Annotated in this window: 17 protein-coding genes; 8 read left to right on the forward strand and 9 right to left on the reverse strand. The window is 73.5% G+C overall.

The window, feature by feature from the left end:
• Positions 1-93: 93 nt before the first annotated feature.
• The 4 genes from ACFZCY_RS39345 to ACFZCY_RS39360 are packed head-to-tail and all read right to left on the reverse strand — an operon-like array spanning position 94 to position 4056.
• On the reverse strand, positions 94-687 hold the full coding sequence (locus ACFZCY_RS39345) for an ATP/GTP-binding protein (RefSeq protein ID WP_391184832.1): 594 nt from the start codon (positions 685-687) through the stop codon (positions 94-96).
• Positions 668-1066 carry a DUF742 domain-containing protein gene (locus ACFZCY_RS39350; protein WP_055556453.1) on the reverse strand — a complete coding sequence of 133 codons (399 nt, stop codon included), beginning with the start codon at positions 1064-1066 and terminating at the stop codon, positions 668-670. Before ACFZCY_RS39350 ends, ACFZCY_RS39345 begins: the two co-directional genes overlap by 20 nt.
• Before the next feature lie 15 nt (positions 1067-1081).
• On the reverse strand, positions 1082-1507 hold the full coding sequence (locus tag ACFZCY_RS39355) for a roadblock/LC7 domain-containing protein (RefSeq protein ID WP_391184835.1): 426 nt from the start codon (positions 1505-1507) through the stop codon (positions 1082-1084).
• Positions 1504-4056, reverse strand: coding sequence for a nitrate- and nitrite sensing domain-containing protein (locus tag ACFZCY_RS39360; RefSeq protein ID WP_391184839.1), 2553 nt, complete (start codon positions 4054-4056; stop codon positions 1504-1506). Before ACFZCY_RS39360 ends, ACFZCY_RS39355 begins: the two co-directional genes overlap by 4 nt.
• A 376-nt stretch (positions 4057-4432) precedes the next feature.
• Between ACFZCY_RS39360 and ACFZCY_RS39365 the strand changes: the two genes are divergently transcribed.
• Positions 4433-4849, forward strand: coding sequence for a hypothetical protein (locus tag ACFZCY_RS39365; RefSeq protein ID WP_391184841.1), 417 nt, complete (start codon positions 4433-4435; stop codon positions 4847-4849).
• Here the strand turns inward: ACFZCY_RS39365 and ACFZCY_RS39370 are convergent.
• Together ACFZCY_RS39370 and ACFZCY_RS39375 are read right to left on the reverse strand one after the other, a co-directional pair.
• The gene (locus tag ACFZCY_RS39370; RefSeq protein WP_391185009.1) at positions 4797-6056 is read right to left on the reverse strand and encodes an FAD-dependent oxidoreductase; all 1260 of its coding nucleotides are present in this window, start codon (positions 6054-6056) and stop codon (positions 4797-4799) included. The two genes, ACFZCY_RS39365 and ACFZCY_RS39370, sit on opposite strands and share 53 nt — an antisense overlap.
• Positions 6056-6394, reverse strand: a complete 339-nt coding sequence (locus ACFZCY_RS39375) for a bifunctional 3-phenylpropionate/cinnamic acid dioxygenase ferredoxin subunit (RefSeq protein WP_055556460.1) — start codon at positions 6392-6394, stop codon at positions 6056-6058. The genes ACFZCY_RS39370 and ACFZCY_RS39375 overlap by 1 nt, the downstream gene beginning before the upstream one ends.
• A 149-nt stretch (positions 6395-6543) precedes the next feature.
• Between ACFZCY_RS39375 and ACFZCY_RS39380 the strand changes: the two genes are divergently transcribed.
• The 7 genes from ACFZCY_RS39380 (at position 6544) to ACFZCY_RS39410 (ending at position 15986) form a co-directional block, all read left to right on the forward strand.
• Entirely contained in the window at positions 6544-7341 is a 798-nt protein-coding gene (locus ACFZCY_RS39380) for an IclR family transcriptional regulator C-terminal domain-containing protein (protein WP_391184845.1), read from the forward strand.
• Positions 7342-7643: 302 nt separating this feature from the next.
• Positions 7644-8729: an S-(hydroxymethyl)mycothiol dehydrogenase gene (locus tag ACFZCY_RS39385; protein WP_391184848.1), complete on the forward strand. Its 1086-nt coding sequence runs from the start codon at positions 7644-7646 to the stop codon at positions 8727-8729.
• Positions 8729-11218, forward strand: a complete 2490-nt coding sequence (locus tag ACFZCY_RS39390; RefSeq protein ID WP_391184851.1) for an FAD-dependent oxidoreductase — start codon at positions 8729-8731, stop codon at positions 11216-11218. Before ACFZCY_RS39385 ends, ACFZCY_RS39390 begins: the two co-directional genes overlap by 1 nt.
• Positions 11219-11291: 73 nt before the next feature.
• A complete protein-coding gene (locus ACFZCY_RS39395; RefSeq protein WP_391184854.1) occupies positions 11292-12449 on the forward strand; it encodes an SRPBCC family protein in 1158 nt (385 codons plus the stop codon).
• On the forward strand, positions 12446-13912 hold the full coding sequence (locus tag ACFZCY_RS39400) for an aldehyde dehydrogenase family protein (RefSeq protein ID WP_391184857.1): 1467 nt from the start codon (positions 12446-12448) through the stop codon (positions 13910-13912). The genes ACFZCY_RS39395 and ACFZCY_RS39400 overlap by 4 nt, the downstream gene beginning before the upstream one ends.
• A gap of 31 nt (positions 13913-13943) precedes the next feature.
• Complete coding sequence (locus ACFZCY_RS39405) at positions 13944-15509, forward strand: amino acid permease (protein WP_391184860.1); 1566 nt, start codon at positions 13944-13946, stop codon at positions 15507-15509.
• A gap of 138 nt (positions 15510-15647) precedes the next feature.
• The gene (locus ACFZCY_RS39410) at positions 15648-15986 is read left to right on the forward strand and encodes an Ig-like domain repeat protein (RefSeq protein ID WP_391184863.1); all 339 of its coding nucleotides are present in this window, start codon (positions 15648-15650) and stop codon (positions 15984-15986) included.
• A 13-nt stretch (positions 15987-15999) separates the two neighbouring features.
• Here ACFZCY_RS39410 and ACFZCY_RS39415 read toward each other — a convergent pair whose 3' ends face one another.
• The 3 genes from ACFZCY_RS39415 to ACFZCY_RS39425 all read right to left on the reverse strand — a co-directional run bounded on the left by ACFZCY_RS39415 (position 16000) and on the right by ACFZCY_RS39425 (position 24015).
• On the reverse strand, positions 16000-21462 hold the full coding sequence (locus ACFZCY_RS39415) for a hypothetical protein (protein ID WP_391184866.1): 5463 nt from the start codon (positions 21460-21462) through the stop codon (positions 16000-16002).
• Between the two features lie 49 nt (positions 21463-21511).
• Positions 21512-22405, reverse strand: coding sequence for a hypothetical protein (locus ACFZCY_RS39420; protein ID WP_391184869.1), 894 nt, complete (start codon positions 22403-22405; stop codon positions 21512-21514).
• Between the two features lie 77 nt (positions 22406-22482).
• The gene (locus ACFZCY_RS39425; RefSeq protein ID WP_391184872.1) at positions 22483-24015 is read right to left on the reverse strand and encodes a hypothetical protein; all 1533 of its coding nucleotides are present in this window, start codon (positions 24013-24015) and stop codon (positions 22483-22485) included.
• Positions 24016-24148 lie beyond the last annotated feature (133 nt).

Below are 24148 nucleotides of genomic sequence, written 5' to 3' on the forward strand. Positions count from 1 at the left end.
CTGAGGTGTCGTGGTGCGCTGAGGTGTCGTGGTGCGCTGACGGGGCTCCGCCGCGGGGATCCGGCGTACAGATCCGGGCGGCGGAGCGGCCGGTCAGCGGGTGGCCGCGGTGGCGAGCAAGGCGTGTTCCACCACCGATATCAGCACATGCTTGACGGATTCGCGCTCGCGCGCGTCGCACATCACCACCGGGGTGCCGGGGTCGAGGTCCAGCGCCTCGCGCACCGAGTCCTCCGGGTAGCTGTCGGCGCCCTCGAAGCAGTTGACGGCCACCGTGAAGGCGATGCCGCGCCGCTCGAAGTAGTCGACGGCGGCGAAGCAGTCCTCCAGCCGGCGGGTGTCGGCCAGCACCACCGCGCCCAGCGCGCCGGTCGCCAGCTCGTCCCACAGGAACCAGAAGCGGTCCTGCCCCGGGGTACCGAAGAGGTACAGCACCAGGTCCTCGCGGAGCGTGATGCGCCCGAAGTCCATCGCCACGGTGGTGGTCTTCTTGCCCTCCACTCCCGCGATGTTGTCGACCGGCCTGCCCGCCTCGGTGAGCAGCTCCTCGGTGCGCAGCGGTTTGATCTCGCTGACCGCGCCCACCAAAGTGGTCTTTCCGGCACCGAATCCGCCCGCCACCAGAATCTTGAGCGTCACGGGTTCGATGATGTGGGGGCGGCCCGGGTCAGAGTGCCCGTAGACCATTGATCACCTCGCGCAGAATCCTCTCGTCCGGCAGTTCCGCCGGAGGTACGGGCCGGGACACTCGGACGAGTGCCGCGTGAAGCAGGTCACCGATGAGTACGCGGACCACGCCGACCGGGAGGTCGAGCTCGGCCGCCAGCTCGGCGACGGACTGTGGGGTGTCACGGCTGAGTTCGACGATGTCGATGTGCTCCGGTGACAACGTCTGGTCGGCGACGCTCCCCCCGGGGCCCACCCGGTCGGCGACGACGACGGCGATCAGGTCGAGTTTGTCCTCCGCGGCGCTGCGGGTGCGGCCCCGCGTCATCGCATAGGGCCGGACCACCGGTCCGGCCGCGTCGTCGAACCAGCGGTCGTCGGTCGCACCGTCTCCGGTCATCTCCCCCCGCCTCCGTCACCCACCGGATCGCGCGGCGGAGCCCAAATGCACTCCCACCCGCTTGACCAGCAGCGTCATCTCATAGGCTACCTGTCCGACGTCGGAGTCCGCATCGGCGAGCACGGCGAGGCAGCTGCCGTCACCGGCGGAGGTGACGAACAGGAAGGCGTCGTCGAGTTCGACGACGGTCTGCCGGACCCGGCCGACGTCGAAGTGGCGGCCGACCCCCTTGGCGAGGCTGTGGAATCCCGAGGCCACGGCGGCCAGGTGCTCGCCGTCCTCCCGGGACAGATCGCGTGAAGCGCCGGTGGGCAGTCCGTCGCCGGAGAGCACCAGCGCCTTGCGGATGCTGCCGACCCGGCCCACGAGTTCGTCGAGCAGCCAGTTCAATTCGCCCGACGGTGCCGATCCGTTGCGTGCTGCGGCGTTCGATGCGGTCATCGCCCGTCCCCCTCATCTCTCGTTCCTGGTGCCGTGTCCGAACCGCCGGGACCGGTGGCCGTCTGCCGCCGACCGCGCTGCCATCCCCGTTGCAGCGAGGCCATGGTGGCCCTCGCCTGTTCGGCATCGCGTTCGGGATCGGTGTCGGCAGCGTATCGGCCGCTCTCCGCCGGTGGTTCGGGGTCGTCCTTCAACTGCGGGGCGAGGCTCGCCTGCCGTACCCGCTTGGGGAGCCCGGAGGCGGGCCGGCGCTCCGGCGCCGGACGCTCCGGGGCCGGCGCCTGGTCCTGGCGCCGGTCCTCGCCGTCGTTCCCGGCCTCCGGGTCCGGTTCCGGATGCCGTGTCCGGTCGGCCCAGGACGGCCGGGTGTGCCGTCCGCCCCCGTCGCCGTCGACCGGGTGGCCGTGGTCGGAGACCAGCACCGGCGGCACACGGCGGGGCAGTGGCGCGGGGCCGCCGTCGCGGGCGCCGGAGCGGCTGTCGGACGCCTGCTGGTGCTGTTCGGCGGAGGGCGCGCTCACCACGGACGGGGACGGGCCGCGCGGCCTGCGCTGCTTCGGCAGGGCGGCGTCGCGCTTCCGCCGCTCGTGGCGGCCGGTGTCGGCGTCCCCGCCCGCACCGTTCGAACCCGCGCCGTCCCCGTCGGAGCCGGATTCGGTGAGCAGGGCGGACGGGATCAGCACGACGGCGGTGGTGCCGCCGTACGCGGAGGGCTGGAGCGAGACCCGTACGCCCTGCCGCTGGGCGAGCCGGCTGACCACGAACAGGCCGAGCCGGTCGGTGTCGGACAGCTCGAACTCGGGGGTCTCCGCGAGCCGGAGGTTGGCCTCCGTCAGGGCGTCGGGCGTCATGCCGAGGCCCCGGTCGTGGATCTCCAGGGTGAAGCCCTTGGCGACCCGCTCCCCGTGCACCTGGACGGCGGTGTGCGGCGGGGAGAAGACGGTGGCGTTCTCCAGGAGTTCGGCGATGAGGTGGGTGAGGTCGCCGACGGCGGGGCCGTTCACCGCCACCCGGGGCAGCCTGCGGATCTCGATCCGCTCGTAGTCCTCGACCTCGGCGACGGCGGCGCGCACGACGTCCATCAGCTGGATGGGTTTGCGCCACTGCCGGGCGGGGGCCGCGCCGGAGAGGATGACCAGGCCCTCGGCGTGCCGCCGCATACGGGTGGTCATGTGGTCCAGCCGGAACAGGTCGGCGAGTTCGTCGGTGTCCTCGGTACGCCGTTCCATCGCGTCCAGCAGGGTCAGCTGGCGGTGCAGCAGCACCTGGCTGCGGCGGGCGAGGTTGACGAAGACGTCGGAGACGCCCTGGCGCAGTTCGGCCTGTTTGACGGCAGCCTCGACGGCGGCCCGCTGGAGGGTGTTGAGTGCCTGGCCCACCTGGCCCATCTCGTCGGGGCCGTGCCGCAGGCGGGGCACCTCCCGTTCGACGTCGACCGGCTCGCCCGCGGCGAGGCGGCGCATCACGCCCGGCAGCCGGACGCTGGACGCCTCCTGGGCGTCGTTGCGCAGCCGGGACAGGTCGCGGACCAGGCCGCGGCCGATCCGGACGGAGACGACGAGCGAGATGACGAAGGCGAGGAGACCGAGGAACCCGGCGGCGCCCGCCTTGATCAGGACGTCGTTGGCCACCGGGTCGATGCGCTTCTGGAGGCGGTCGGTGGCCTCTTCGCCCAGCCGGTCGTAGTCGTTGAGAACGGGCCCGGCCGCGTTCTCCCAGTGCTCCCGGTCCATGGCGCCGATGGCCTGCCTCGGCTCCATGGTGGCCAGGATCCTGCCCTCGGCGATGCGCAGCGCCGCGGGGGCGGCGTTGGTGCGCCGGTAGTCGGCGAAGATCTTCTGCTCCGAGGCGGGCAGGATCGGCAGGTTGGTGTTGTAGAGCAGGGTGCGCTCGGCGATGAGGTCGGACATCGACTTGAGGTCGTTCAGCGTCAGCTTCCGTGCCGTCAGCGCGGAGACGTACAGGGCGTCCTCCCGGGACAGGGCCTCCCGGGCGCGGATCATGGCGACCAGCGCGCGGCCCTGCTTGTCCAGGTCGGTGTCGGGTACGGCGTGCAGCGAACTGCGGAACGCGTAACAGAGCTCGACGAGTTTGTTGTAATACTCATAGGCGGCGGTCCGCGAGGTACCGTTGTCCTCGACCTTCCGGCGCAGGCTGTCGAGGCCTTCGGATGCCTTGAGGACGTCGTCGAGCAGATCCTCGGACTCGCTGTTCATCCGGTCGTGCAAGGCGCTGTCGGACTCGGCGTCGCGGAGTCGTCCGATGGCCTCGTCGGTGGTGCGCTGCCGGGTGTGGAGCAGGGGCAGCGCGTCGGACTGGCGCGGGTCGGCGAGCAGGATCAGGGTCTGCCGGCGCTCCTGCTGGACGGCGTGCACGGCGTCCTCGGCGGGCTGGCCCGCCTTGTCGATGATGGCGGAGGCGTCGAGCAGTTGCAGTGCCTCCCGGCCGGTGATCACTGTCGCGAAGGCCCAGATCGCCGTCAGCGAGACAAGCGGCACCAGCAACAGCGCCACGATCTTCCTGCGGATGGACTTCCCGCGAAAGCGCATGGCCTCCCCAACGTCGTCCCCGAGGGCCGGGGCGGTGACTGATGTTCTCGGACAACGAGCGACAACGAGCGGCGCGAGCCTACTACTGAGGAATGGTCATTCCGAAGGCTTGTCCTACGGCTTCCGGCAACTCTCCACATTCGATGATCACCAGTTGTCGGGTGATTATCGGACTTAAACCCCGTGGCAGCGCACACCGACGGCCCGTCACGGTGTGCGCAGGGCCGAACACCGTTGGCCGGTTTTCCTCTCCCCACGGGAACCACCGATCGCTGCCATTCGTGATCCAACAAGGCACACTAGGGGTGCATACGACCCAAGTCCCGCCATGTGTGACCGACCGGACCGGGGCAGCGCCGAAAGGGGTGGGAACGTCATGGACGCCTTGGACAAGGATCGCGACATCCCGGCACCAGGGGCCGGCCGGCTGTGGACCGAGGAGCCGGCCGGCAGACGGCGGCTGCCCGATCCGGTGCGCACGTCGGCGGTGCGGGCGGTCATCATCGTGGCGGTGACGATGGTGCTGGCGATGGTGGCGGTGCTGTGCGCGTTCGCCGGTTCGTGGTTCGCCTTCCCCGCCGTGCTCATCGCGGTGGCGAGCACGGTGGTGGCGACCTGGGGGGTGCTGGACGTCTGGGTGACCCGCCAGGTGTGGAACCAGCGTTACGGGGTGGTGTCCCGGCCCAGCAGCACGGCGCGGGAGATGCGCCGGCAGCGCCGGCGGGCCCGTAAGGAGGCGGTCAGCGCGCGGCGAGCCGGGGAGCGCGGGCGAGCTCGCGGCGCAGCCGCGTAAAGGGTTTGGGGCGGTTGACGGCGAGCACGGCGGTGGGGATCGCGTCGCGCTCGTAGACGGCGAGGAAGCCGCCGCCCGGGTCCTCCTCGGGATCGCCCTCGGCGATCCGGACGGTGTCGCCGGGTTCGCGCCGGCCGGCGAACTGGATGCGCGCGCCGTACTGGTCGGACCAGAAGTAGGGCAGCGCGCCGAAGGGCTGGACGGTGGTCCCGGCGAGCAGGTTGCGGGCGGCGACCGCGCCCTGTTCGGCGGCGCTGGTCCAGTGCTCGGCCCGTACGGTGCGTCCCGTACCGGGCAGGGCGAGGCGGGCCACGTCGCCGACGGCGACGACGGACGGCAGCGCGGTGGCGCAGCCCTCGTCGCACAGCACCCCGTCGTCCAGGGCCAGTCCCGAGCCTTCCAGCCATCCGGTGACCGGGCGCACCCCGACCCCGACGACCACCACGTCGGCGGGCAGCACCCGGCCGTCGGCGAGTTCGACACCGGTGACGCGGTCGGTGCCGCGCAGGGTGGCGACGCCGGTGCCGCACAGCAGGGTCACGCCGTGCGCGGCGTGCAGGGCGGCGCACGCCCGGGCCATGCGCTCCCCCAGTTGCGGGACGAGCGGCAGCGGCGCGGCCTCCACCACGGTCACGTCGAGACCGAGCGCGGCACAGGAGGAGGCGACCTCGGCGCCGATGAAACCGGCGCCGATGACGACGACCCGCCCCGCCCCCGCCCTCAGCTCGGCTCGCAGCCGCCGGGCGTCGTCGAGGGTGCGCAGGGTGTGCACCCCGGGCGGGGCGACGGCGCGCAGCGTCCGGGGCGCGGCCCCGGTGGCGATGACGACGCCGTCGGTGCGCAGGGTGCGGCCGTCGGCCAGCCCGACCGCGCCCGCCGCGGGGTCCAGCCGGTCGGCCCGGACGCCGAGCAGCCACTCGGCGTCCAGTTCGGCCTCGTCCTCGGGGTCGGTGAGGGCGAGCGGGCCGAGGCCCCCGTCCGGCTCGCCGTCACCGGTCGGGTCCTCACCGGTCGGGCCCTGAGCGGTCAGGTCATCACCGGTTGGGTCCTCACCGGTCAGGAACGCCTTCGACAGGGGAGGGCGGTCGTACGGGCGGTGGCGCTCCTCGCCGACGATCACCAGCCGCCCGTCGTAGCCCTGGTCGCGCAGGCCCCGCGCCGCGTGCAGTCCCGCGAGCGAGGCCCCGACGACGGTGACCGTCCGCATCATGCGACGGCTTCTTCCTGGGCAGCGGGCACCAGGGGGTGGACATGGAGCATTCCGTCGACCACCGTGACCGCATGCGTCCGTACCGGCTTGCGGGCGGGCAGACAGGTGGGCATGCCGGAGCGCAGATCGAACAGGGCGGCATGCAGCGGGCATTCGACGTAGCAGCCTTCGACCCAGCCTTCGGAGAGGGAGGCGTCCTGGTGGCTGCAGGTGTCGTCGACGGCGTAGAACGCGCCCTCGGAGTGGAACACCGCGATCGCCGCGTGGCTGTCGCCGGCCTCGATGCGCACCGACTCGCCTTCCGGCAGATCCTCGATACGGCAGACGGGAATCATTGGCCCCCCTCACATTGATCGGTATCATGCGTTGTGAATGGCGCATCGAAATGCGCGATGCGCAACAGAATCCAGATTAGGAGGGCAGCCGTCAAGAGTTGCCCGTCGAGAGGCCCCACTCGGAGCCGCCGGATGGTGAGATCAGACCCATGACGAACACGACCGAGGACCGGGCCGAGGAAAAGCGGGGGGCCGCCGGGGCAGTGCAGTCGGTGGACAGGGCGGTCAGCGTCCTGGAGATCCTCGCCAAACTCGGCGAGGCCGGAGTGACCGAGATCGCCGATGAGCTGGGAGTACACAAGTCGACCGCGTTCCGGCTGCTGGGCGTGCTGGAGAACCGCGGCCTGGTGGACCAGGAGCGCGACCGCGGGAAGTACTACCTGGGCGCCGGGGTGCTGAGACTGGCGGGTGCGGCCGCCATCCGGCTCGACATCTCGCAGGAGGGCGCCCCGGTGTGCCGGGCGCTGGCCGACGAGACCGGCGAGACGGCCAACATCGCGGTCCTGGACGGGGACGCGGCGGTCAACATCATGCAGGCGCGCGGGGCCGCCGCCGTGACGGCCTACAACTGGCTGGGGCGGCGCACCGCGCTCCACGCGACCGCCAGCGGCAAGATGCTGCTGGCCCATCTGAGCGGCGAGCGGCGGGAGCGTCTGGTGACGCGGAAGCTGCCGCGGTTCACCGAGCACACCATCACCACATCGGCCGAGCTGCGGCAGCAGTTGGAGACCGCCGCCGAGCGCGGTTTCGCCTACTCGTGCGAGGAGCTGGAGATCGGGCTGAACGCGGTCGCGGCCCCGGTGCGCGGCCACGACGGCGCGGTCATCGGGGCGATCGGCGTGTCGGGTCCGGTGTACCGGATGGCCCAGAGCCAGCTGCTGGATCTCGCCGAGCAGGCCATGAAGGCCGCCGAGGAGCTGTCCCGCCGCATGGGCTTCCCCGGCTGACCGGATAACGCCATCACCCACCCGAAGGGGCCGGATTCGATCCGGCCCCTTCGTCGTGCGCTGGGTGGGAAACCCACTGTCAGCGCTGGTTTACGGACGGTTTGCGCGTACCTCTTGACGCGTCGTGGACGCGGCTTTCAGGATGTCCCTCATCGCGCAACACGCCGCGTCATACGCAACTGAGGGGTAACCAGCGGCCCTTGAACCGGCTGGCTTCCCCACCTCTTCCCTGTAGCTCATCCAGCTCGTGCCAGCTCCCACGCACCGGTCCCTGCCAGCGCAGGAGAACAGAGGAGTGAGCCATGCCGCAAGAAGTCCGCGCCGTCGTCGCGCTGAAAAGGGGCGCACCCGTGGAGGTGCTGCCGGTCCTCGTGCCCGATCCCGGACCCGGCGAGGTGCTGGTGGGGGTCCAGGCGTGCGGGGTATGCCACACCGATCTGCACTACCGGGACGGCGCCATCGGCGACGAATTCCCGTATCTGCTGGGGCATGAGGCGGCCGGGATCGTCGAGGCCGTGGGCCCGGGGGTCACCGGGCTGGCCCCCGGTGACTATGTGGTGCTGGCCTGGCGCGCGCCCTGCGGCGCCTGCCGCTCCTGCCGCCGCGGCCGCCCCTGGTACTGCTTCGAGAGCCGCAACGCCGCCCAGCCCATGACCCTCTCCGACGGCACCCGGCTGAGCCCGGCGCTCGGCATCGGCGCGTTCGCCGAGAAGACGCTGGTCGCGGCGGGGCAGGCGGTGAAGATCGACCCGTCGGCCCGCCCCGAGGCGGCCGGGCTGATCGGCTGCGGGGTGATGGCCGGCTACGGCGCGGCCGTGCACACCGGCGGGGTGTCCAACGGCGACACCGTCGCGGTCATCGGCTGCGGCGGGGTCGGCAACGCGGCGATCGCCGCGTCCGCGCTGGCCGGGGCGCGCCGGGTGATCGCCGTGGACATCGACGACGCCAAGCTGGACGCGGCCACCCGCTTCGGCGCCACCGACACCGTCAACTCCCGGGGTACGGACCCGGTCGAGGCGGTCCGCGAGCTGACCGGGGGCGTGGGCGCCGACATCGTCATCGACGCGGTGGGCCATCCCGAGACCTACCGCCAGGGCTTCTACATGCGCGATCTGGCCGGAACGCTGGTGCAGGTGGGGGTGCCCGACCCGGAGATGCGCATCGAGCTGCCGCTGATCGACGTGTTCGGGCGGGGCGGTGCGCTCAAGGCGTCCTGGTACGGGGACTGTCTGCCCAGCCGGGACTTCCCCGTCCTGATCGACCTCCACCTCAGCCGCAAGCTCGACCTGGACGCGTTCGTCAGCGAGACGATCACGCTGGACGAGGTGGAGCCCGCGTTCGCCAAGATGCAGCGCGGTGAGGTGCTGCGCTCGGTGGTGGTGCTGTGATGACCAGGGATGTGATGGCCGGGGACATGATGGGTAGTCAGAAAGACCGGCGCGTCGTCATCGTCGGCGCCGGGATCGTCGGCTGCTCGCTCGCCGACGAGCTGACCGCCCGCGGCTGGACCGGGGTCACGGTCCTGGAGCAGGGCCCGCTGCCCGCCCCCGGCGGCTCGACCTCGCACGCGCCCGGGCTGGTGTTCCGTACCAGCCCCTCCAAGACCCTCACCGAGTTCGCCGTCTACACGGTGGAGAAGTTCTCCGCGCTGGAGGCCGACGGGCTGTCCTGCTTCAACCCGGTCGGCGGTCTGGAGATCGCCACCAGCGAGGAGCGCTGGGCCGATCTGCACCGCAAGGCGGGGCTCGCCGCGTCCTGGGGCGTCCGGGGCGAACTGCTCACCCCCGCCCGGTGCGCCGAGCTGTGGCCGCTGCTCGACCCGGAGAAGATCCTCGGCGGCTTCCACACCCCGGACGACGGGCTGGCCCGCGCGCTGCTCGCCTGCCGTGCCCAGATGGAGCGGGCCACCGCGCGCGGCGCCCGCTTCCTGGAGCGGCACACCGTCACCGGCATCGAGCAGGAGGGCGGCCGGGTCACCGCGGTCGTCACCGACCGGGGCACCTTCCCCGCCGACATCGTCGTCTCGGCGGCCGGGTTCTGGGGTCCGCTGATCGGCGCGATGGCGGGCGTCCGCGTCCCCCTGCTGCCGCTCGCTCACCAGTACGCGAAGACCGCGCCGCTGCCGGAGCTGGCCGGGGTGAACGACCCGCGGACCGAGGCGAGCCGGCCGCTGCTGCGCTTCCAGGACCGCGATCTGTACTTCCGCGAGCACACCGACCGCATCGGCATCGGCACTTACGCCCACCGCCCGATGCCGGTCGACCCTGCCGCGGTGCCCGCCTACGACGACGCGCCGGTGATGCCGTCCTCGCTGCCGTTCACCGAGGCGGACTTCGCGCCCAGCTGGGAGGACAGCGTCGGGCTGATCCCGGCGCTCGGCGAAAGCCGCGTCGAGGAGGGCTTCAACGGGGTCTTCTCCTTCACCCCCGACGGAATGCCGGTCATCGGCGAGTCCCGTGAGGTGCGCGGCTTCTGGCTGGCCGAGGCGGTGTGGGTGACCCACTCCGCGGGCGTCGCCAAGGCCGTCGCCGAGTGGATGACCGACGGACGGCCGTCCACCGACGTCCACGCATGCGATCCGTACCGCTTCGAGGACGCCCAGACCTCCCCCGCCTACATCGCCGAGCGCGGTGCGCAGAGCTTCGCCGAGGTCTACGACGTCATCCATCCGCTGCAGCCCATGGAGCGGCCGCGCCCGCTGCGGGTCAGCCCCTTCTACGGGCGCCAGCGGGAGCTGGGCGCGTACTTCCTGGAGGGCGGGGGCTGGGAGCGGCCGCACTGGTACGAGGCCAACGCCCCGCTCGCCGAGGGGCTCGAACTGCCCGCCCGCGACGCCTGGTCGGCCCGCTACTGGTCGCCGATCGCCGCCGCCGAGGCCAAGGCCACCCGGGAGCGGGTCGCGCTGTACGACATGACCCCGCTCAAGCGGCTGGAGGTCTCCGGCCCCGGCGCCCTGGACTTCCTGCAGCGCATGACCACCAACCAGCTCGCGAAGAAGCCGGGCGCGGTCACCTACACCCTGCTGCTGGACGAGGCCGGGGGCGTACGCAGCGATCTGACCGTCGCACGCCTCGCGGAGGACCGCTTCCAAGTGGGCGCGAACAGCGGCCTCGACCTGGACTGGCTGCTGCGCCACGCGCCCGACGGCATCCACATCGCCGACATCACGCCCGGCACCTGCTGCGTCGGGGTGTGGGGCCCGCTCGCCCGGGAACTGGTCCAGCCGCTGGCCCCGGACGACTTCTCGCACCGGGCGTTCGGCTACTTCAAGGCCCGGCGCACCTACATCGGCCATGTCCCGGTGACCGCGATGCGGCTGAGCTACGTCGGTGAGCTGGGCTGGGAGCTGTACACCACCGCCGACCTGGGCCTGCGGCTGTGGGACACGCTGTGGGAGGCCGGGCAGCGGCACGGGGTGATCGCCGCCGGGCGCTCCGCCTTCAACAGCCTGCGGCTGGAGAAGGGCTACCGGGCCTGGGGCCATGACATGACCACCGAGCACGATCCGTACGAGGCGGGCGTCGGCTTCGCCGTCCGGATGAACAAGGGCGACTTCGTGGGCCGCGCCGCCCTGGAGGGCCGCGGCGAGGGGACGGCGCGGCGCAGGCTGGCCTGCCTCACCCTGGACGATCCTGCCGCGATCGTCATGGGCAAGGAGCCGGTGTACGCCGTCGGCGAGGCCGGGCTGCCCGCGGGTTACGTGACCAGCGCCGCGTACGGCTACACCATCGGCCGCACCGTCGCCTACGCCTGGCTGCCCGCCGACGTGGCCGTCCCCGGCACTGCCGTCCACATCGAGTACTTCGGGGAGAAGGTCCCCGCGACCGTCGCCACCGAACCCCTCTTCGATCCGGGCATGGACCGCATCCGCCGGTGACACCCCGCGCCCGATCGACCTCTTCGACCTCCCGTCGGCCGACCACCGCCGCGCCCACCTTACGGAGAATTCCATGACCGTGGCTCCCGAATCCCCCGCCGCCACGTCCCCCAGTCTGATCACCACCCTTCCCGGCCACTGGTACACCTCCCCCGCCGTCTTCCGGCGGGAACAGGAGCATCTGTTCGAGGCGATGTGGTTCTGCGCGGCGCGCAGCGCCGATCTGGACCGGCCGGGGGCGTTCCGCACCGTGCGGGTGGGCCGTGAGAGCGTGCTGATCACCCGCAACCGCGCCGGTGAGCTGCGCGCGTTCCTCAATATCTGCCGCCATCGCGGCGCCCGGCTGTGCACCGAGGAGTCGGGCACGGTGCGGCGCTCGCTCCAGTGCCCGTACCACGCCTGGACGTACGACCTGGACGGACGGCTGACCGCCGCCCCGAATCTGCAGCGGATGCCCGATGTGGACCGCACCGAGCGCGGGCTGCTGCCGGTGCGGCTGCGCGAATGGCTGGGGTACGCCTGGGTGTGCCTGGCCGATGAGCCGCCGTCGTTCGAGGAGACCGTCGTCGGGGCGGTCGCCGAGCGGCTCGGCGACGCCGAGGCCGTGGAGCGGTACGGCGTGGCGGGGCTGTCGCTCGGCCGCCGGATCGACTACGACATCAAGGCCAACTGGAAGCTGATCATCGAGAACTTCATGGAGTGCTACCACTGCGCCACGATCCACCCCGAACTCACCGAGGTGCTGCCGGAGTTCGCCGACGGCCTGGCGGCGCAGTACTTCGTGGGGCACGGTGCCGAGTTCGCCGAGGAGGCCCAGGGGTTCACGGTGGACGGCAGCGCGGGCTTCGACCGGTTCAGCGGCATCGCCGACGAACAGGACCGCCGCTACTACGCGATCACCGTGCGGCCGCAGGTCTTCATCAACCTGGTCCCCGACCATGTGATCGTCCACCGGATGTTCCCGCTCGCCGCCGACCGCACGCTGATCAGCTGCGACTGGCTGTACGCGCCGGAGGTGGTGGCGTCGGAGCGGGATCTGTCCAAGTCGGTCGAGCTGTTCCACCGGGTCAACGTCCAGGACTTCGACGCCTGTGAGCGCACCCAGCCCGCCATGGACTCGCGCGCGTACCGCCGCGGCGGGGTGCTCGTGCCCAGCGAACACCACATCGGGGCCTTCCACCGATGGGTGACCGACCAGGTCCCGGCCCCGGAAGCGGAGGAATGCCCGTGAGGGATCTCTTCATAGGCGGCGAGTGGACCGGGGCGGTCGACGAGCGCACCCGGGAGATCAGATGTCCGGCCGACGGCTCGCTGGTGGCGGTCGTCGACGAGGGCGGCGGCAAGGACGCGGCCGAGGCGGTGGCCGCCGCCCGGCAGGCGTTCGACCACGGCCCGTGGCCGCGTACGCCGGTCGCCGACCGCGGGGATCTGCTGCTGCGGGTCGCCGGTCTGCTGGTCCGCGACAGGGCGGCCCTGGCCCGGGCGGAGTCCCTGGACACCGGGAAGCGGCTGGTGGAGAGCGAGGGGGATGTCGACGATGTGATCGCGTGCTTCCGCTACTACGGGCAGCTGGTGCGCACCGAGGCGGACCGGATCGTGGACACCGGTACCGAGGGCGCCGTCAGCCGGGTCGTCCACGAACCGGTCGGGGTCTGCGCGCTGATCACCCCGTGGAACTATCCGCTGCTGCAGACCGCGTGGAAGGTGGCGCCCGCGCTCGCCGCGGGCAACGCCATCGTCCTCAAGCCCAGCGAGCTGACCCCGTCCACGGCCATCGCGCTGATGCGGCTGCTGGACGAGGCGGGACTGCCGGGCGGGGCGGCCAATCTGGTGCTGGGGCCGGGTGCCGAGGCGGGCGCCCCGCTCACCGACAACCCCGATGTGGACCTGGTGTCCTTCACCGGCGGCCTGCGGACCGGGCGCCGCGTCATGGCCGCGGCCTCCGGCACGGTCAAGCGGACCTTTCTGGAGCTGGGCGGCAAGAACCCCAACATCGTGTTCGCGGACGCGGACTTCGAGACCGCCGTCGACTACGCGCTCACCGCCGTCTTCCTGCACTCGGGGCAGGTCTGCTCGGCCGGTGCCCGGCTGCTGGTGCAGAACCCGGTGCACGACGCCTTCGTGGAGGAGGTGGTGCGGCGCGCCCGGAAGATCCGGCTCGGCGGGCCGTTCGACGAGCGGGCCCAGACCGGTCCGCTGATCTCGGCCGCGCACCGGGCCAAGGTCGAGGCGTACGTGGCCACCGGGCTCGCGGAGGGCGCCCGGCTGCGCTGCGGCGGCTCCCGGCCGGAGGATCCGGAGCTGCGGGACGGCTTCTACTACCGGCCGACGGTGCTCGACTCCTGCCACAGCGGGATGTCGGTACTGGCCGACGAGTCCTTCGGGCCGGTCCTCACGGTGGAACGTTTCACCTCGGAGGAGGAGGCGATACGGCTCGCCAACGACACGGTGTACGGGCTGGCCGGGGCGGTGTGGTCCTGCGACGAGGGGCGGGCGCGGCGGGTCGCGTCCCGGCTGCGGCTGGGCACCGTATGGATCAACGATTACCACCCGTCGGTGCCGCAGGCGGAGTGGGGCGGGTTCAAGCAGTCGGGGACGGGGCGGGAACTGGGGCCGAGCGGGCTGGCCGAATATCGGGAGGCGAAACACATCTGGTGCAACACGCACCCCAGGCCACAGGGTTGGTTCACCTGACTCATGCAGGGCCCGCTCGCCCGATATTGGAGTGTCCACTGTGTCCACCGCACAGGATGACGCCGAACTCACCGAGTTCGGCTACCGCCCCGAACTGAAGAGAACCCTCGGCAGCTTCCACACCTTCGCCGCCGGGATCAGCTACATCTCCATCCTCACCGGCACCTTCCAGCTCTTCTACTTCGGCTTCGCCCAGGGCGGACCCGCCTACTGGTGGTCCTGGCCCATGGTCTTCGCCGGACAGCTCATGGTCGCGCTGTGCTTCGCCGAGCTGGCCGCCCGCCATCCGGTCGCCGGATCCGTCTACAACTGGTCGAAGCGGCTGGGCAACGCGCATGTGGGCTGGCTGGCCGGGTGGATGATGCTGGTCGCCTCCATCGTGTCGCTGGCCGCCGTCGCCCTCGCCTATCAGCTCACGCTGCCGCAGATATCCTCGTCGTTCCAGTTCATCGGGGACGGCTCCGGTACGTACGACACGGCGACCAACGCGGTGCTGCTGGCCGCCGTGCTCATCCTCTTCACCACGCTGGTCAACGCCTTCGGGGTCAAGCTGATGGCCCGGATCAACACGGCCGGGGTGTTCCTCGAACTCGTCGCCACGGTCGTGCTGATCGTCCTCCTCGCCGTCCACGTGGTGCGCGGCCCGGGTGTCGTCACGGACACCGCGCACACCGGTTCCGGGCAGAACCTCGGCTATCTGGGCGCCTTCCTCACCGCCTCGCTGGCCTCCGCGTACGTCATGTACGGCTTCGACACGGCGGCGTCCCTCGGCGAGGAATCCCTGGACCCCTCGCGCAACGCGCCCCGGGCGATCCTGCGCGCGCTGATCGCGTCCTTCGTGCTGGGCGGGCTGATCCTGCTGCTGGCTCTGATGAGCGTCGGGAGCCTGACCGGCAAGGGGCTGTCCACGGACGGTCTGCAGTACGTGGTGCTGGACGTGCTGGGGCCGACGGTCGGCAAGGCGATGCTGTGGTGCGTGCTGATCGCGGTGACGGTGTGCGCGCTGGCGGTGCACACCGCGGCCGTACGGCTGGCGTTCGCGATGTCCCGGGACAACAACCTGCCCGCCGCGTCGCTGATGGCCCGGGTGAGCCCGCGCTTCCAGACCCCGGTGCTGCCCGCGGTGATCGTCGGCCTGCTCGCGCTGGCCGTGCTGGCCGTCAACATCCGTCAGCCGCAGATCTTCTCGGTGGTGACCAGCATCGGGATCATCATGATCTACGTGGCGTATCTGCTGGTCACGCTGCCGATGCTGGTGGCCAGGGTGCGGGGCCGGTGGACTCCGGCGGGTGAGGGGCGGTTCTCGCTGGGGCGGTTCGGGCTGCCGGTCAATGTGCTCGCGGTGCTGTGGGGCGCGGGCATGACCCTCAACCTGGCCTGGCCGCGGGACGCGGTCTACAACGCGGCTCCCCCGCACCACTGGTATCTGCGCTGGGGCGCGTTCCTCTTCGTGGGGACGGTCGCGCTCGGCGGCTTCGCCTACTACTGGTTCGTCCAGCGCCACCGTACGGGCGTGCTGGCCGAGCACGCGGCGGCGGGCGGGGGCACGGACGACGGCGCCGGCGACAGCGGCGCCTCGACGGCAGCCAAGGTCTGACCGGGCCTCTCCGCGCTCCGCCGTTCGGGTGATGCGGGGTGTGCGGCGTTGCCTCGCGCCTCACCGGAATGGGTTACTGGGTCCGTCAGTTTCCGGCGGGCCGCCCATCCTTTCCGGAGGAGTGGAAGGCGCGCCGTCATGCTCATTCCGCATCGCCCGGACGGGCTCACCGTCCTCACCGACCGCCATGGGAAACGTGTCGCCGTCATCGACCCGGCCTCCCGCACGGTCGTCCACCTGGCCGGAGGGCCCGCCCCGCTCATGGCGCCGGGCCTCTCCGGCCGTCTGGCGGTCCCCACAGGCGTGCTCACGGCCGGGCCCTTCCTGCAGACGGTGAACCTGGTGAACGGCTCCGCCTCCGCGACGTTCAACCCGCTGCCGAAGGGGACGTACACCGTCACCGCCAACTACAACGGCAGCGTCAACTACGCGCCGTCCGCCGGGACCACCACCCAGGTGGTGACCAACCCGTCATAGGCACCCACCGCGGTCACGGGCCGTCCGCCGACCCCCCGGCGGGCGCGCCCGTGTCCCCCTCCGGGCGCCGGTACATGCGCGTCGCCGTGATCTGGCCGTGCACCTGCTCCCCCTCCGGGTCCTGCGTCGGCAGGCCCGGCCGCAGATGCTCCTCGACGCTGATGTACTTCAGCCCGGCCCGCAGGTCCGCGTCGTTCCGCAGCCGGATCACCAGCGGGAACTCGGCCAGCGCCGTCGTGTCGAACAGCCCCGTCGTATAGAGCAGCTGGACGCCCAGCGCGTCCGCGACCGCCCGCTGGAGCTCCAGCAGATACGTCGCGTTGGCCCGGCCGATCGGGTTGTCGAGGAACAGCGTGCCCGCGTGGCGGTGCTTGTCGCGGCCCCGGTCGTTGCTGCGCAGCGCGGCCATCGTGCAGTACAGGGCGATGGCGGCGGTCAGCAGCTGACCGCCGGAGAAGACGTCGCCCATCTGCCCCACCGGCACCCGCTCCGCGCGCAGCACCGCGTCCGGCTTGAGGATCTCCACGGCCACCCCGCGCGGCTGGAGCGCCGCGGAGACGCCGCGCAGCAGCAGGGACATGCCGTCCCGGCGCAGGTCGGAGTTCTTCTTCACCGCCGAGCGGGTCGCCTCGTCGATGACCTCGCCCAGCCGCTCGGTGAGCGTCGCCTGGTCCGGGTCGTCGAACCGGATCCGCAGGAACTCCTGCCCCGACCATTCGCCAAGCCCCTCCGGGAGCCGGGAGAGCCGCTGCGCCGAGCGGAGCGTGGCCAGGCACGACTCGACCAGTCCGCGCAGCCGGTCGACGATGGAGTCGCGGTTGCGCTCCAGTTGCTCCAGCTCGTCGGTCAGCACCCGCAGCCGGGGCGCGAACGCGTCGGCCCAGGCGGCGGCGTGCTCGGGCAGCGCCGCCGCGGGCAGTTCGCGGATCTGCTGGCGGGCGGGGGTGCGGACCTGCTCGTAGCGGGTGGAGTTGGCGTGCCGTACGAGGACGTCGCTCGCCTCCCGCACCGCCGACTCGGCGCCCGACAGATCGGCGGCGCAGCCGCGCAGCGAGCGGCGGGCCTCGGTGGCCGCCTGCCGGGCCTCGTCGAGGCCGCCCGCGTACGGGTCGGGGCGCTCGCCGTCGTCCTCGGCGCCGGGGCCCTCGCGGAGCAGGTCCCGCAGCAGGGCGGCGGTCTCGTCGAAGCCGCCCGCCGCGTCCTCGGCGGAGCGGTGGGCGCGCAGCAGGTCGGCGTGGGCGGTGCGGGCGGTGTCCAGCGCGTCCGTGCGGGCGGCGAGTTCGGCGTTGGCCGTGCGCAGCAGCTCCTTCGCCTGCTCCGCATCGGCCGGAACCATCTCCTCCGGCAGGGCGGTGTGGGCGTCGTCGCCGTCGGCCGGGGCCAGCCGCTCGGCCTCGCCGCGCAGCCTGCCGAGCTGTTCGCTCGCCGCCGACGCGCGGGTCTCCAGCATCTGGACCAGCGATTCGGCGCGGGCCGCCGCGGCCTGCCGGGACGGGCCGTCGGCGCCGTCGGTGCCCTCCAGCAGCTGGGCGGCGCGGGTGCGGACCTTGTTGGTGAGCCGGTCGAGGGCGGCGAGCGCCGCGCTCTCGTCGCTCTCCGCGCGGGCCTGTTCGGCCCGCAGATCGGCGCCGACGCCGACCTTCTCGTACACCTGGGAGGCCGTGCGGTACGCCTCGCGGAGCGCGGGCAGCGACGCGGTGGGCGGCTCGGTGTCCTCGCCCAGGTCATCGGGCGCCCCCGCGATCTCCGCCCGCTCGGCGCGCAGGGCGCGCGCGGTGCGGTGCGCGTCGTCGGCCGCGCGCTGGGCCGCGCGCCGGTCCTCGTCGGCGGCGCGCGCCCGGTCCACGCAGGCGGCGGCCTGCTCCTCGGCCTCCGCCGCCTCTTCGGCGAGTTCGCGCAGGCGGGTCTGCCAGGTGACGCGCTCACGCAGCCGGTACGCGAGCCCCGCCAGCGCGTCCGCCACCCGGCGGGCCCGCTGCGCAGCCTCCTGCCGCTCGTCCCGTACCCGGGCCGCCTCGGTGGCCGCCTCGTCCGCCTCGGCCCGCGCCGTACGCGCCTCCGCCAGCTCCCGCTGTGCCGTCTCGGCGGCCTCCGCGGCGCCCTCGGCCGCGGCCGCCAGCTCGGCGAGCCGCCCGGCCGGGCATCCGGCGCGCCACGACGACAGCCGGGCCGCCAGCGCCCGGTCCCCGGACAGCCGGGCGGCCAGCGCCCGGATCTCCTCGTCCCGCGCGGTGGCCCGGTCGCGCAGCCCGCGCCGCTCGTCGTCCGCGGCGCGCTCGTCGTGCATCGCCGGGTTCGGCGGGACGAGGAACACCCCGCTCTCCTCGCCGGATCCGGGCGCGGGCGTCGGCGCGAGCAGCGCGGCCGCCGTCCCGACCGCGACGGCCGACCGCGGCAGCAGCGACGCCTGCCCCAGCACCGCGCGGGCGCGGGCGTGGGTGTCGGGGTCGGTGATGACGACGCCGTCCACCAGCTCGGGGCGGGCCGCGAGCACGGCCGCGTGGTCGACGGGGTCGACGGCCTGGGCCAGGTAACGCCAGCCGGGCAGCGCGGGGATGCCGTGCTCGCCCAGGTACTCGACGGCGGCCAGCACGTCGGGGCTGGGCGGCAGCAGCCCGCCGTCGCCGAGCGCAGCGAGGATGCGCGAGTCGTCGGCGGCGGCGGTGCGCAGGTCGAACAGCTGCCGCTCGGCGGAGGCCACGCTCTCCTCCAGCAGCTCCCGCAGCGCCTCGACGTTCCGGTCCAGCTCCTCGGCGGTCAGCGGCCCGTCCCCGACGGCCCGCGGCGCGGGCACGGCCGCGGCTGCGCGCGGGCCGTCGTCCTCTCCGTCGGCGGACGCGCCGTCGTCGCCGACCTCGGGGGCCCAGCAGCCCTGCTCGTCGCCGGACGCGTCGTCCGCCGGACGCGGCTGCCCGGCGTCCGGTGCCTGCTCGTCCCCGGGCGTGCTGCCGCCGTCCGCGTCGGGCTGCCCGGCTCCGGGCCCGGCGCTGCCGTCCGCGTCGGCGGAGGCCCGGTCGTCACCGTCCCCGTCGTCCCCGACCCGGGCCGTCACCCGCCCCGGCGGCGGCGAACCGGCCGCGTACACGGGTGCGGCGGCTGCGGTACGCGACCGCTCCTGGCCCGCGGCACCGGTGGCCCGCGTGCGGCCGGTGCGGTCGCCGGTGCCGGAGTCGGCGCACTGGGCACCGCCGTCGGCTGCGCCGTCGCCGGCGGCGGAGGTGCCGCCCTCACCCGCATCGTCCCCACCCTCCCCGGCGGGGTCCAGGTCCTCGACGCGGGCCGTCACCCGGCCCGGGGGGCGGGAGTCCGCCGCGTGGGTGCGGCCGGGCGGGGTCGGGCGGTCCTCGTCGTCGGCGTCCGCGCGCGGGCCCCGGGTGTCGGCGGCGCGGGGCTCGTCGGGGGCGTACGCGTGGTCGGCGCCCGGCCGCGTCGCGCGGTCGGGGTCCACGGCGCACTCGTCCGACGCCGCGTCGGGCGTGCGGGTGGTGGGGTCCGCGCGGAAGGCGGCGGGGAGCTGGGACAGGCCCAGCATGTCGTCCGCGTCCGGGTCGTCGTCCACCCGGACCGTGACCCACCCCGTGCGGGACGACTCGGCCGCGGAAGAGCGCGCCGCGGGGATGGTTGCGGGGGGCTGCGGGAGGCCCAGCAGTTCGATGAGGCGCGGCTCGGCGCCGAGCGCCTCGGCGGCGCGCCGCTCCGCGTCGTACGCCGACTCCGCCGCGCGCGCCGCGTCGGCCGCCCGGGCGGCGGCCAGTTCGGTGCGGGCCTGTTCGGCGGCGGCCGCCTTGGCGTGGTCGGCGGTGCGCCCGGCCGTCTCGCGGGCGGCCTCCCAGGCCGCGGCGGTCGTCTTCTCGGCGTCGCTGGCGGCGAGCGCGGCCCGGGCGGGGTCGGCGTCGGGGGCGGAGTCGTCGAGCCATCCGGCGCGCACGGCCTCGGCGGTCTCCTGCTCGACCTCGGCGAGCCGCTGCCGCAGGTGCTCGGCCTCGCTGCGGGCGCGCTGGGCGGCGGTGGCGGCGGAAGTGGCGTCGTGGTGGGCGGCCTCGCTGGTCTCCTGGAGGGCGGCGGAGCGCTCCTCCTCCTCGTTGGCGTGCCGTTCGCCGTCCTCCGCGGCCGCGTGCAGGGCGCGTACGAGGTCGGCGGCGGCCTTGGCGCGGGCGGCGAGCGCGGGGGCCGCGTCCCGCTCGGCCTCGCGGATGGCGGCGGCGACGCGCGCGGAGCGGTCGGCGGCGGCGCGGTGGCGGAGCACCGTCTCGGCTGCCTGCCAGGCGGAGTGCAGGGTGCGGGCGTCGTTGAGTTCGCGGCGCTGGGCGGCGGCGCCCTTCTCGGCGGCGGCGAGGGCCAGCGAGGCGTGGCGGTAGGCGAGTTCGGCGGCCACCAGGTCGCTGCGTCCGCGCGCGGTCTCCGCCTCGGTGACGGCGTGCGCGGCGGCGGCGACCTGCTGGGCGAGTTCGGCGGCCCGGCCCCGCTCCTCGGCGCCGCGCGCGGAGAGCCGCCGGGCGAGCGTACGAGTGCGGCGCTCGGCGCCCGCGTGCACCCCGCGCGCCTGCTCGCGGCGCTCGGCGGCGTCGGCGATGCGCTGGAGCAGGTCCAGCGAACCGGCCGTGAAGTCGCGCTCGGCGGTCAGCTCGGCGCGGCGGCCGAGCTTGTGCGCGAAGCCGTGGACGAGGTCGGCGAGCCCGTCCGTGTCGCGGGTGTCGGTGACGGCGCGCAGCAGCAGGTCGGTGAAGTCGGAGTCGTTCTTGACGGCGAAGAGCCCGGCGGCCTCGCCCTCGTCGGCGTTCATCTCGCGCTGGTAGCGGAAGAGTTCGGGGTCGAGGCCGAGTTCGCCGAGGTGTTCGTTCCAGCGCTCGTGGATCTCCACCCAGGAGACGTCGAGGTGCGGATACGCCTTGCCCGCCTCGGTGAGGGCGTCCCGGAAGCCCTTCATGGTGCGGCGGCGGCCGCGGGCGGTGGAGGCGCCCTCCGCGGCGGGGCGGACCGACGCGGCCTCGGCGACCGGCAGCGAGTCGAGGCTGAGCCCCGGGCCGGGGCGGAACGAATACCACGCCTCGGCGAACTTCCGCGGGTCGTTGGAGACCTGGCGGCCGCGCCACTCGCTGACCTTGCCGACCACGATCGACTCGCCGGTGACCGTGTGCTGCCACTCCAGGGCGACGTGCCCGCAGTCGTCGGCGAGCAGGAACTTGCGCAGCACACCGGAGCTGGCGCCGCCGAGGGTGTTCCGGTGGCCGGGCAGCATGACCGAGAAGATCAGCTTGAGGAGGACGGACTTGCCGCCGCCGTTCTCCAGGAAGAGCACCCCGGCGGGGGCGGGGCGGCGCGGCGGGCCGACCGGCTCGTCCTCGAAGAACTCCGCCTGGGTCGGCGCGGGGCTGGGCACCGGATCGCCGACTCCGCGCAGGTCCAGCACGGTGTCGGCATAGCGCGCACCGGCGGGCCCGATGGAGTAGAGGCGGATCCGGGACAGCTCGTACATGGCGGCGGACTCTCGTTGTGGGAAGGGGGCTGGACGGGCGGGGCGCCTGTCAGGAGTGGAAGGGCAGTCCGGCGTCGGCGACGAGGTCGAGGTCGTCGCTCTCGTCCGGCGGCAGCAGCGTGGCGCTGCCGTCGCCGACCGGCACGACGCCGAGGGCCAGCAGCTCGGACATGGCGGCGCCGGCCGCCATGTCCCGCACCTGCAACTGGTAGCGGGCGGTGGTGCGGTACGTACCGCCGGACTCGTCCCCGGTGCGCTGGAGGAAGCCGGAGTCGACGAGGAAGGCGACGGCCTTGCCGATGATGCCGGTCGTCGAACCGGCCAGCCGGCGGGCGTCCTTGGTCGCCCCGGTGGCACTGCGCCGCGCGTAGACCCGCCAGGCGGCCTCCAGGCCGGGCGCGTCGGTGGCCGGGTCGGTGTTCTCGCCCTGCTCCTCGGCCCGCTCCTCCAGGCGGGCGCAGGCCTGCCGTACGAAGGTGTCGACGCCGTTGACGGTGACCCGGCCGATGTACCCGTCGTCGGCCAGGTCCTCGGGGCGCGGGAAGGCCATGGCGGCGACCGCGAGGTGGGCGAGGCCGTGCAGGAAGCGGTCGGCGGAGTCGCTGGCGGCGCGGCGGGCGTAGTCGCCCATGCGGACGGCGAAGACGGAGTCCTCGGCGGCGGTCACGGCCATCCCGGCGCGGGTGGACACCTCCAGCACGATCAGGCCGAGCCCGGTGGCGACGGCGTCGGCGAGGCGGGCGAAGGCCGGTTCGTCGCGGTAGCGGCGCAGCAGCTCGGCGTATTCGACGTCCCGGGCGGGCAGCAGCTTGGGCTGCAGCCCGAAGGAGACCAGCCGCGCCGCGTCGGCCGCGTCGGCGGGCGTGACCCCGCCCGCCGGACCGCTCGGCGCGGCGGTCGGCTCGGGCTGTGCCGCGTCGTCGGCGGCGTCGTACTCGGTCACGGGTGAAGCTCCTTGCGCGGGGCGTGCTCATGGGGTGCGGCGGGGGCGGCCGCGGTGCCGCCGGGGTGGGGGGTCATCTACGCCACCTCCGTCCGGTCGGCCGCCATGCTCGCGGCGTCCAGGAGGGCGGTGCCCAGTATGAGGTCGGCGCCGCCGAATTCGGGGTCGGTCAGCTCGGTGCCGTCGTCCACGGCGAACAGCAGCCGCTGTTCGCCCTGGCGGTAGGCGGTGCCGACCGGGGGGCTGGCGGCGTGGACGGCCAGGAGGGCGATCAGGTAGGGCAGGTCGGGGTCGCGGCGGCGGGCGTCGGCGAGGAGGCCGGAGAGGCGGCGCGGGGCGTCGGCAGGGAGGTCGAGCAGCTCCATGGCGACCGCGAGCTGTTCCTCGCTGAAGCGGCTGTCGTCGGGGGTGGCGATGAGGTCCGGCTCGGGCATCTCCGCGCCGAGGTGTTCGCGCTCGACGGGCGGCGTGAGGAGCATGTCGACGAGGTCGCCGACGCGCACGGAGGTGGGCGTCCGCATCCCGGTGCCGCGGGCGAAGAACGCGTCGGTGACCCGGCCCGCCTCCTCGACGGGGCGCGGCAGGATCGGGGCCAGGAGCTGTCCGTACAGGTCGAGTCCGGCGCGCGCGGCGGGCGGGGCGAACGCCTGGCGGTCCTGCTCGGCGCGGAACAGCGGCCCGGCCTCCAGCAGCCGGGACTGGAGCTGGGTGTGGCGCCGGATGCAGTCCTTGACGATGTCGACCAGTTCGGCGGCCCGCCGCTTGTGCTCGGCGCTGTCGGCCTCGTCGCGCGCCTTGCGGATGTTGGTGAGGATCGCGTTCTCATGGCGGTAGCGGTCGGCTACGTGGTCCAGCGCCTCGGTGATCATCTCGGGGACGGTGCGCAGCCAGTCGACCGCGCGGACGTTGCGCCGGGTCGCGTCGAGCGTGCGGCGCAGTGTCTCGGAGTACTGGACGGTGCGGTAGCGGGCCTGCTCGGCGGCGAGTTGGGCGTCGGCGAGGCGGCCGCGGCTGATGAGGACCTCCAGCTTGACCTCGGCCGCGATCTGGGCGCTGGTGACGTCCGTGTCGAGGGCGCCGACCAGGACGTTGACGGCTTCGTCGGTCGTGCGCAGATAGACGCTGCCGCCGGGCCCCGGCACCTCCTCGATCAGCTTGAAGTCGTAGTCGCGCCGGACATACGCGCCGTCGGCGCCGAACGTGCCGTACACCGCGCGGAAGCCGCGGTCCACGCTGCCGACGTTGATCAGGTTCTCCAGCACCCAGCGGGCGACGCGCTCGTGTTCGGCGGCGGGCCGCTCCGGGGCCTGGGCGGCGACGCGGGGCAGCAGCCTGGCCACTATCTGCTCGTGGTCGGCGCCGGTGTCGAAGTCCATGTTGAGCGTGACCAGGTCGATGGCGGCGAGGGCGACCTCGGCCATCGCGTACACCCCGTACTCGCCCGCGAGGTTGGCCTTGCGGGTGTCCAGGTCGTGGAGCGGCGCGGTGCACGCGAGCGCGCGCAGCCGCCGGGCCAGGCCCTCGTCGGCGGCCGGGCCGGGCGCCGGGCGGGCTGCCCCGTCATGGCCGTTGAGCTGGGGCGCAGGCGCCCCGGGGGGTGGAGATGTCACGTCGCACAGATTAGGCGGTCGCACCGACAACGCACGAAACGGCGCGGAGATCCCGCTATGTCGGGGCGTGACGCGCCCGTACACCGGTGCGTCTCCCGTGCCTCACCGACCGGTCAGTCTACGGCTTCGCGTG

Origin of the sequence: Streptomyces sp. NPDC007983, from assembly GCF_042958345.1 — a bacterium.
Classification (GTDB): Bacteria; Actinomycetota; Actinomycetes; order Streptomycetales; family Streptomycetaceae; genus Streptomyces.